The sequence below is a fragment of the Kitasatospora sp. NPDC088346 genome (assembly GCF_044740765.1).
Lineage (GTDB): Bacteria > Actinomycetota > Actinomycetes > Streptomycetales > Streptomycetaceae > Kitasatospora.
In genome coordinates, this window is the sequence record NZ_JBIURH010000191.1 from 1 (window position 1) to 1,128 (window position 1,128).

The 1,128-nt window shown below is 69.2% G+C and carries 1 protein-coding gene and 1 pseudogene; both read left to right on the forward strand.

The window, feature by feature from the left end; genetic code table 11:
- Positions 1-669: pseudogene (locus ACIOFR_RS42380) on the forward strand (transposase); the annotation flags it as partial.
- Positions 666-1,088, forward strand: coding sequence for a hypothetical protein (locus ACIOFR_RS42385; protein WP_401006202.1), 423 nt, complete (start codon positions 666-668; stop codon positions 1,086-1,088). The pseudogene ACIOFR_RS42380 and the gene ACIOFR_RS42385, both read left to right, overlap by 4 nt.
- Positions 1,089-1,128: the final 40 nt, after the last annotated feature.

A 1,128-nucleotide genomic window follows, 5' to 3' on the forward strand; every position in this document is an offset into this window, starting at 1 on the left:
GGCACCGCGAAGGCAACGTCGTGGGACCGCCTCCATCCCCGGCTCACCACTCGCTCCGCCTGGATCGACCACGACGGCGAACTCCCCATCATCGAAGGGACGTTGATTCGTCTTGAGGTGGACCGCCTGCCCGGCGGCGGAGACCCGCTGCCGCTGTGGCTGTGGTCCTCCGCCACCGGACTGACCGATGCCGGCGTCGATCTGCGCTGGCAGGCGTTCCTGCGGCGCTTCGACCTGGAGCACACGTTCCGCATGATCAAGCAGACCCTCGGCTGGACCCGACCGAAGCTCCGCACCCCGGCAGCGGCCGACCGGTGGACGTGGCTGGTCATCGTCGCGCACACCCAGCTCCGCCTCACCCGGCCGCTCGCCGAGGACGTCCGCCGGCCCTGGGAGCGACCGATGGAACCGAACAGGCTCACCCCGGCCCGGGTCCGCCGCGGGTTCAGAAACCTCCGCCCGGTGTTGCCCTGCCCGGCCCGTGCGCCGAAACCCTCACGGCCGGGCCCCGGCAGACCGCTCGGATCGAAGAACCAGCGACCGGCCACCCGCTACGACGTCGGCAAGACCGTCCGGCGCCCGGAGACCGTGGTTGAACGCGATCACGCCAGACTGCAAGGTAACGGGTCCCGGGTTGTCGGCCCCGCCGGGCAGAATGCGCTCCCGTGAGCCTCCACTTCGAAGTCGTCTTCACCTGTTTCCTCCGGGACGACACCCCCGACGCGGTTCTGAACGCCCTGCGATGGCACCTCGGCCTGACCACCGTGCGTCCCACCACGCTCGACCCGGAGGAGCACTCATACCCGGTCCTCGCTCCGGACCCGGACGGCGGCCTGCCCGGGGGAGACTTCGCTTCCCTGCGGCGTCAGTCCCGCGGCTTCGCGGCCGGACGAGAGCTCTTCGCGTGGGGGCTGTTCAGCCGCAACTGCTGGCTCGACGACGAGATGGGCGAGCTCGTCACCATCCTTGACCTGCTGGCACCCCATATCGAGGAACCCGGCTACGGCGGATACTTCCGCGAGGAGTACGACAGCGAGCCGACCGTCTTCACCTTCGCGAACGGCACCTACGGGCCTCTGAAGCTCTGATCAGGTCTGCCACCTGAGCGTCGAGACGTTAAAGCACAAG